The 8,723-nt window shown below is 60.8% G+C and carries 5 protein-coding genes and 1 pseudogene; 4 read left to right on the top strand and 2 right to left on the bottom strand.

The annotated features are described in order from the left end of the window. Together smc and BZK31_RS27425 are read right to left on the bottom strand one after the other, a co-directional pair. Nucleotides 1-1,515, bottom strand: a 1,515-nt coding sequence (gene smc / locus BZK31_RS27430) for a chromosome segregation protein SMC (RefSeq protein WP_083186344.1), incomplete at its 3' end; no start/stop codon positions are given. Between the two features lie 4 nt (nt 1,516-1,519). Further along, nucleotides 1,520-2,179, bottom strand: coding sequence for a GntR family transcriptional regulator (locus BZK31_RS27425; RefSeq protein WP_083186343.1), 660 nt, complete (start codon nt 2,177-2,179; stop codon nt 1,520-1,522). A 271-nt stretch (nt 2,180-2,450) separates the two neighbouring features. Here BZK31_RS27425 and xdhA point away from each other — a divergent pair, with 271 nt between their 5' ends. The 4 genes and pseudogenes from xdhA to guaD all read left to right on the top strand — a co-directional run bounded on the left by xdhA (nt 2,451) and on the right by guaD (nt 8,592). After that, nucleotides 2,451-3,905, top strand: coding sequence for a xanthine dehydrogenase small subunit (gene xdhA, locus BZK31_RS27420; protein WP_083186342.1), 1,455 nt, complete (start codon nt 2,451-2,453; stop codon nt 3,903-3,905). Continuing rightward, nucleotides 3,898-6,287, top strand: a pseudogene (gene xdhB / locus BZK31_RS27415) (xanthine dehydrogenase molybdopterin binding subunit). Before xdhA ends, xdhB begins: the two are co-directional and overlap by 8 nt. 144 nt (nt 6,288-6,431) lie before the next feature. Further along, the gene (xdhC, locus tag BZK31_RS27410) at nt 6,432-7,271 is read left to right on the top strand and encodes a xanthine dehydrogenase accessory protein XdhC (protein WP_083186340.1); all 840 of its coding nucleotides are present in this window, start codon (nt 6,432-6,434) and stop codon (nt 7,269-7,271) included. Between the two features lie 7 nt (nt 7,272-7,278). Beyond that, complete coding sequence (gene guaD / locus BZK31_RS27405; protein WP_083186339.1) at nt 7,279-8,592, top strand: guanine deaminase; 1,314 nt, start codon at nt 7,279-7,281, stop codon at nt 8,590-8,592. Nucleotides 8,593-8,723 lie beyond the last annotated feature (131 nt).

Genomic DNA, 8,723 nt, shown 5'->3' with positions numbered 1-8,723 from the left:
CAGGGCCGCCTGCTGCAAGGCCTCCAGAGAGGCCAGCCGACCATTGAGGCGTTGCAACTCGCCTTGAGCCTGCTGCTGATCCTGACCGGCCCGCTGCAGCGCTTCGCGCAATTGCTCGATGCGCCCCACCGACTGTTCTTCGCCCATGTGCAGCTCTTCGAGGGTCATGTCCCGCGTGGCGAGGTCCTCGCTCAATTCCAGAATGGCCGCGTCTTCAGGGTCGGCCGCCAGCAACTGACGCTCCTCGCCGAGACGGCGCTGGCGCTCTGCCAGCCGCTCCATGCTCTGCTCTAACTGCTGGATGCGTGACTGCTGGACCTGGGCCTGACGCTGCGGCTCAGCGGACTGCTGATTGAACACATCCCACTTTTCCTGCCAGGCATGCATCGCGGCTTCGGCATCTTCCAGCGCAATGGCCGACTCTTCGGCCGCTGCACTGGTCATCTCCTGCTCGGGCTCGAGCATTTCCAGCTCTTCGCTCAGAGTTGCCAGCAACGTGGTGTCATGTCCCAGGTGCGATTCGGTTTCCTGACGGGCGCGCTCGGCTTCGCGCAGGTCATCCTGCAACTGGCGCAACCGCTGCTGGCCGTGCTGAATACTCTGCTCGACCCGGGCAATGTCACCGCCGACCGAATAGAAACGCCCTTGCACCAGATTGAAACGCTCGGAAAGCTCGTGGTGGCCATCGCGCAATCTCTCGATGCTGGCGTCGGCGCTGCGCTGGTCGGCGACCAAGGCTTCGAAGCCGACTTCCTGACCGCCGATTACCGCTTCGCGCTGACCGACCTGTTCATTCAATGCCTGCCAGCGCAAGGCTGACAGTTGCGCCTTGAGCTGGCGCTCCTCGGTCTTGTATTCCTGATACTTCTCCGCAGCCTGCGCCTGGCGGTGCAGACGTTCGAGCTGGCGCTCCAGCTCTTCACGCAGGTCGGTCAGACGCGCCAGATTTTCATGGGTACGACGAATGCGATTCTCGGTTTCGCGGCGACGCTCCTTGTACTTGGAAATGCCCGCCGCTTCTTCGATGAAATTACGCAGATCCTCGGGCTTGGCTTCGATCAGCTTGGAGATCATGCCCTGCTCGATGATCGAGTAGCTGCGTGGCCCAAGGCCGGTGCCGAGGAAAATATCGGTGATGTCACGACGACGGCATTTGGTGCCGTTGAGGTAATAGCTGTTCTGGCTGTCGCGGGTCACCTTGCGGCGGATGGATATTTCCGCGTAGGCCGCGTACTCGCCCACCAACGTGCCGTCGGAGTTGTCAAAAACCAGTTCGATACTGGCCTGACTGACCGGCTTGCGGCTGGTGGAGCCATTGAAGATGACGTCGGTCATCGACTCGCCGCGCAGATTCTTGGCCGAGCTTTCGCCCATGACCCAGCGCACGGCGTCGATGATGTTGGATTTGCCACAACCGTTGGGACCGACAACGGCCGCCATGTTACTGGGGAAGTTCACCGTGGTGGGGTCGACGAAGGACTTGAACCCCGCCAGCTTGATGCACTTCAGACGCATGTGGTCAGCCCGCCGTCAGCGCAGCGAGGACCAGTTGGCAACTGCGCTGGCAGTAACGGGTGAGCACCACGCGCACCTGCGCCAGGTCGCGCGCCACGACCGCTTCGAGCAACTGCCCGAACAGTTCGAGGTAATCGCTCATTTCTGCCTTGCGCTGCTCCAGCGCCAGAAAGTAGCTGCGACTCATGGAAGGCTGCAGGTTCTCGATGGTTTCCTCCAGATACGGGTTGTTGGCGAACGGGTACGCGGCACGCATCACGTTGAAGCTCTCCTCGACGAACACCTTGACGTCTTCGCTCGCGAAACTGGCTTGCAGGCGTTGCTGGATCGCCAGAAACGGTGCCAGATCTTCCTGGGTCTTCCAGTGCTCGGCCACGGCGTTGGCCAACAGGATATACAACTCGCTCATCAGCGTGCACAGGCTGGTGACATTGTGCGCATTGAGGACGGTAACCTGCGCGCCACGTCGCGGCAGGATCGCCACCAGATGGCGACGCTCCAGAATCAGCAAGGCTTCGCGCACGGAGCCACGACTGACATTCAACGCCTGCGTGACTTTTTGTTCCTGGATTCGCTCTCCAGGCTTGAGCTCACCGCGAATGATGCGTTCGGCAAGGTGATGGGCTATTTGCTCAGCGAGGCTGTCCGGTGCCTTGAACGTCATGAGTATCCTTCAAAAACCAGTTCTACATACAAGAGGCGGAGTGTATCGCAACCCAAGGGCATGGCGCAGGGCCATAACTCATGAATCTGGCACGAAACAAGCAAACCTCGACCATTGCCGACAGGCGATTCACCGTTTGTGACGTTTTTGATCGGCAGAGGTGCCAAAAAACTGATTTCCTGACCCGGAGGTCAGAAACAAATTGACCCAATAAACAAAGCTGATAGATTCATCGACATGTCCGATGACAGCTAATTGAGGGCATTACGCCGTGATTCAGTTCCTTTTGAACCAAGAGCTTAAGACCGAGCGAACCCTCGATCCGAACATGACCGTGCTGACTTACCTGCGCGAGCAGGCACACAAGCCCGGCACCAAGGAAGGGTGCGCCAGCGGTGACTGCGGCGCCTGCACCGTTGTGGTGGGCGAACTTGAAAATGACACCACTGGCGGGCAGACGCTGCGCTATCGCAGCCTCAACTCATGCCTGACGTTTGTGGCCTCGCTGCATGGCAAGCAATTGATCAGCGTCGAGGACCTCAAGCATCAGGGTCAGTTGCACAGCGTCCAGAAAGCGATGGTCGACTGTCATGGTTCGCAGTGCGGCTTTTGCACACCAGGCTTCGTGATGTCGCTGTTCGCCCTGCAAAAGAACAGCGAACAGGCCGACGCCCATCAGGCCCATGAGGCGTTGGCGGGCAATCTGTGCCGCTGCACCGGCTATCGACCCATTCTGGCCGCCGCCGACCAGGCCTGCGGGCAGCGTCAGCCTGATCAGTTCGACCAGCGGCAGGCGCAGACCATCGAACGTCTGCGCGCAATCACCCCGCAGCAGACGGGCGAGCTGAATGACGGCAAAAAACGCTGCCTGATTCCGCTGACCGTGGCCGATCTTGCCGAACTCTACGGTGCTCACCCGCAGGCGCGCCTGCTCGCGGGCGGCACTGACCTGGCGCTGGAGGTCACACAATTTCACAAGACATTGCCGGTGATGATTTATGTCGGCCACATCGAGGCGATGAAACGCATCGAGCGTTTCGAGGACCGCCTGGAGATCGGCGCCGCCACTGCGTTGACTGATTGCTATGCCGCGCTGAAAGCCGAGTACCCCGACTTCGGCGAACTGCTGCAGCGCTTCGCGTCGTTGCAGATCCGCAATCAAGGCACGCTGGGCGGCAACATTGGCAATGCGTCCCCTATCGGCGACGCCCCGCCACTGATGATCGCGCTTGGCGCGCAGATCGTGCTGCGCAAAGGCGCTACACAGCGCACCCTGGCGCTGGAGGATTACTTCATCGATTACAAGGTCACGGCGCGTCAGGAAAGCGAGTTCATCGAGAAAATCATCGTGCCGACTGCGAACGCCCGTCAGACGTTCAAGGCCTACAAGGTGTCAAAGCGGCTGGATGACGATATTTCCGCAGTCTGCGCCGCGTTCCGTCTGCAGATAGCGGATGGCACCATTCAGGACGTACGCGTGGCGTTCGGTGGCATGGCCGCCATCCCGAAACGCGCCACGGCCTGCGAACAGGCACTGGTGGGCCAGCCGTGGACCAGCGAGACCGTTGAACAGGCGTGCGCCGCGCTGGGCGACGATTTCACTCCGCTGTCCGACTTCCGTGCCAGCAAGGAATACCGCCTGCTCAGCGCTCGTAACCTGCTGCGCAAATGCTTCATCGAATTGCAGACGCCTCATCTACCGACGCGGGTGACTCACTATGTCTGACCACGCCTCGCAGAAAACCCAGGCTGAAATGGCTGATCTGTTCCAGCAAGGAATCACGACCGGCGCTGGTCGCAGCGTGAAACACGACAGCGCAGACAAGCATGTGTCCGGTGAAGCCGTCTACATCGATGACCGACTGGAATTTCCTAATCAATTGCATGTGTACGCCCGACTTTCGGACCGCGCCCATGCGCGCATCGTCAGCATCGACACGACGCCATGCCATGCCATCGAAGGCGTACGCATTGTCATCACTCACGAGGACATCCCGGGCCTGAAAGACATCGGCCCGTTGTTGCCGGGCGATCCGCTGCTGGCCATCGACAAGGTCGAGTTCGTCGGCCAGCCCGTGCTGGCGGTGGCGGCACGCGATCTGGACACCGCGCGCAAGGCCGCGATGGCCGCCGTCATTGAATATGAAGACCTCGAACCGGTGCTGGATGTGGTGCAGGCCTTGCGCCAGAAGCATTTCGTGCTCGACAGCCATACCCACAAGCGTGGCGATTCGGCGAGCGCCCTGCAAGGCGCCACTCACCGCCTGCAAGGCAGCCTGCACATTGGCGGGCAGGAACACTTTTACCTGGAGACGCAGATCGCCTCGGTGATGCCCACTGAAGATGGCGGCATGATCGTCTACAGCTCGACCCAGAACCCCACCGAAATCCAGAAACTGGTCGCGGAGGTGCTCGATGTACCGATGAACCGCATCGTGGTCGATATGCGGCGCATGGGCGGCGGCTTTGGCGGCAAGGAAACCCAGGCCGCCAGCCCTGCCTGCCTGTGTGCCGTGGTGGCGCGCCTCACCGGACAGCCGACCAAGATGCGCCTGCAGCGGGTCGAAGACATGATCATGACCGGCAAGCGCCACCCGTTCTACATTGAGTACGACGTGGGGTTCGACGACAACGGTCGCCTGCAGGGCATCGAAGTGGATCTGGCGGGCAATTGCGGGTATTCGCCGGACCTGTCGGCGTCCATCGTCGACCGCGCCATGTTCCACGCCGATAACGCCTATTATCTGGGCGAAGCCACGATCAACGGCCATCGTTGCAAGACCCACACGGCATCGAATACCGCCTACCGCGGCTTCGGTGGCCCGCAAGGAATGGTCGCCATCGAAGAAGTCATGGATTGCATCGCCCGCTATCTGGGCAAGGACCCGCTGGCGGTGCGCAAGACCAACTATTATGGCAAGACCGAGCGCAACGTGACCCACTATTACCAGACAGTGGAACACAACCTGCTGGGCGAGATGACCGCCGACCTTGAGCAGAGCTGTGACTATGTCGAGCGCCGCGAGGCCATTCGTGCGTTTAATGCCAGCAGTCCGATACTGAAAAAAGGTCTGGCCCTGACGCCGGTCAAGTTCGGCATCTCGTTCACCGCCAGCTTTCTGAATCAGGCTGGTGCGCTGATCCACATCTACACCGACGGCAGCATTCATCTCAATCACGGCGGCACCGAAATGGGCCAGGGTCTGAACGTCAAGGTCGCACAAGTGGTGGCCGAGGTGTTTCAGGTCGATATCGAGCGTATCCAGATCACCGCCACCAACACCGACAAGGTGCCCAACACCTCGCCTACTGCGGCATCCAGTGGCACCGACCTGAACGGCAAGGCGGCGCAGAACGCCGCGGAAATTCTCAAGCAGCGGCTGGTCGGGTTTGCAGCGCGGCACTTCAAGGTCGAGGAGCATCAGGTCGAATTTCGCAATGGCCATGTGCGGGTCGGCAACGCGCTGCTGTCCTTCGCCGAATTGGCGCAATTGGCGTGGATGGGCCAGGTTTCGCTGTCCAGCACCGGCTACTACAAGACACCGAAGATTTTCTACGACCGCAGTCAGGCGCGGGGGCGGCCGTTCTATTACTACGCCTTTGGCGCAGCCTGTGCCGAGGTGATCGTTGACACCCTGACCGGCGAATACAAGATGCTGCGCACCGACATCCTGCATGACGTCGGTGCCTCGCTGAACCCGGCCATCGACATTGGCCAGGTCGAAGGCGGCTACATTCAGGGCGCGGGCTGGCTGACCACCGAAGAGCTGGTGTGGAACGCCAAGGGCAAGCTGCTGACCAGCGGCCCTGCGTCGTACAAGATTCCGGCGGTGGCCGACATGCCGCTGGACCTGCGGGTCAAGCTGGTGGAAAACCGCAAGAATCCGGAAGACACGGTATTTCACTCCAAGGCCGTGGGTGAGCCGCCGTTCATGCTGGGCATCGCCGCGTGGTGCGCGATCAAGGATGCCGTCGCCAGTCTGGGCGACTATCGCCATCAACCGAAAATCGACGCACCGGCAACCCCGGAGAAAGTGCTGTGGGCTGCGAGCAGATGCGTGCGCTGCACCATCAGCAGGTCGGTGCGCGTGAGGGGCTGAGCGTATGAGCGCGCCTCGCAACATCGCTATGACGCACAGCAATCGTGGAAAAGCGTGCGCTCGCGAAGAACGGGTATCGGGAGCCGCATTCTGTGTGACATCACAGGCCTGTTCGCGAGCACGCTCGCTCTCACCGTCCCGGAGGTTGAGTCATGACTGACTGGATCAGTGCTCTGGCCGAATTACAGGCCCGTGGCGAAGCAGCGATTCTGGTGACGATCATCGAAGAACTCGGCTCGACACCGCGCAATGCCGGGTCGAAGATGGTCGTCAGTGCCGAGCGGATCTACGACACCATTGGCGGCGGGCATCTGGAATACAAGGCCATGGAAATCGCCCGCGAGATGCTCACCGGCGGCAGCCGACAGACCCGACTGGAACGCTTCAGTCTGGGGGCCAGTCTGGGTCAGTGCTGCGGCGGCGTGAACGTGCTTTTGTTCGAGCCGATGGGCGAGCCTCAGGCGCAGATTGCCGTGTTCGGCGCCGGACATGTGGGCCGGGCGCTGGTACCCTTGCTGGCCAGCCTGCCCTGCCGCGTGCGCTGGATTGATTCACGGGAAAGCGAATTTCCGGAGTCGATGCCCAAGGGCGTCGCGAAGATCATCAACGACGAGCCGATCGAGGAAGTCGACAACCTGCCCGCTGGCAGCTATTGCGTCGTGATGACCCATAACCACCTGCTCGATCTGGAACTGACCGCGGCGATCCTGACCCGCGGCGACTTCAGCTATTTCGGGCTGATCGGCTCCCGGACCAAGCGCGTCAAATTCGAACACCGACTGCGCGAACGCGGTTTCGACGCCGGTCTGCTGCAACGCATGCGCTGCCCGATGGGTCTGGCCGAAGTCAAAGGCAAGCTGCCGATCGAAATCGCCGTGTCCATCGCCGCCGAAGTCATCGCCACCTACAACGCAGACTTCGGCCAGCAACGCGCCAACACCCAACCAATCGCCAGACTGCTGCCCGCCTCGCGCCGCAGCAAGTCGTCATGAGATGCCCATGAGTTCAGTTACTCCCCGTAAAGCCTACCGCGCCGCCATCGTTCACAGCATCGCCGATCCTGCTGACGTCGGGCCGGACGCCTCCTTCGAGTATTTCCCAGACGGTCTGATGCGGGTGGAAGACGGCAAGATCGTAGCCCTCGGCCACGCCGAGGATCTGCTGCCGACCCTGGATGACGACGTCGAACTGATCGAGTATCCAGACGCGCTGATCACGCCAGGTTTTATCGATACGCATATTCACCTGCCGCAAACCGGGATGATCGGCGCGTACGGTGAACAGCTGCTGGACTGGCTCAACGCCTACACGTTCCCCTGCGAGCGCCAGTTCGCCGACCCCGAGCATTCAGCGCAAGTCGCGGATATTTTCATCAAGGAGCTGCTGCGCAACGGCACCACGACAGCGCTGGTGTTCGGCAGCGTGCACAAAGCATCGGTCGAAGCGTTTTTCAGTGCAGCGCAACAGCTCAACCTGCGCATGATCGCCGGCAAGGTGATGATGGACCGCAATGCGCCGGATTATCTGGTCGATACGCCTGAGTCCGGCTACGCCGACAGCAAGGCTCTGATTGAGCGCTGGCACGGCCAGGGTCGCCTGAGTTATGCCGTCACTCCGCGCTTCGCGCCGACCAGCAGTCCGGAACAACTGGCGCTGGCCGGTCGACTGCTTCACGAATATCCCGGCCTCTACATGCAGACGCACATCAGCGAGAACCTGCAGGAAGTGGAATGGGTCAAGGCGCTGTTTCCCGAGCGCAAGCACTACCTGGACGTCTACGATCACTTCAACTTGTTGAGCGAGCGTTCAGTGTTCGCCCACGGCGTGCACCTGTGCGACGAGCAATGTGCGCGGCTGGCGGAAACCGGTTCGGCCATCGCGTTTTGCCCGACCTCGAACCTGTTCCTGGGCAGCGGCCTGTTCAATCTGCCGATGGCCGAGAAGCACAAGGTCAATGTCGGTCTGGGCACCGACGTCGGCGGTGGCACCAGTTTCTCGATTCTGCAAACCCTGAACGAGGCCTACAAAGTCATGCAGATGCAGGGTGCACGCCTCAGTCCGCTCAAATCGCTGTACCTGGCAACGCTCGGCGGCGCACGGGCGCTGCGTCTGGAAGACAAGGTCGGCAGTCTGAAAGTCGGCAACGAGGCCGATTTCGTGGTGCTGGACTACGACGCCACGCCTCTGATGTCTTATCGTTTGAAGCAAGCGAAGGACATTGGAGAGATTCTGTTTGTGTTGATGACTCTGGGCGATGACCGGGCGGTAAAAGAAACCTGGTCGGCGGGTGAGCGGGTGCATTCGAGAGGGTGAGGTTGGCGCTCGGTTCTGGTTAGGGTTTCGCCCTTACGGCGCGCTAAAAACGGTGTATCGAACTCGGGATCTCCCACGGATGGCGCAGTGATCGCGAGTGGAGCACTGATCAGTGGGAGCCAACTGTCTTT

The sequence above is a fragment of the Pseudomonas floridensis genome, from assembly GCF_002087235.1.
Lineage (GTDB): Bacteria > Pseudomonadota > Gammaproteobacteria > Pseudomonadales > Pseudomonadaceae > Aquipseudomonas > Aquipseudomonas floridensis.
The sequence above is the reverse complement of the archived record's forward strand: the minus strand, read 5'-3'. Positions and strand labels throughout refer to the sequence as shown.

What these genes read in the sequence shown, in the direction of transcription:
- BZK31_RS27425 (WP_083186343.1), bottom strand. Translation starts at nt 2,179, where the DNA reads ATGACGTTCAAGGCACCGGACAGCCTCGCTGAGCAAATAGCCCATCAC.
- xdhC (WP_083186340.1), top strand. Translation starts at nt 6,432, where the DNA reads ATGACTGACTGGATCAGTGCTCTGGCCGAATTACAGGCCCGTGGCGAA.
- guaD (WP_083186339.1), top strand. Translation starts at nt 7,279, where the DNA reads ATGAGTTCAGTTACTCCCCGTAAAGCCTACCGCGCCGCCATCGTTCAC.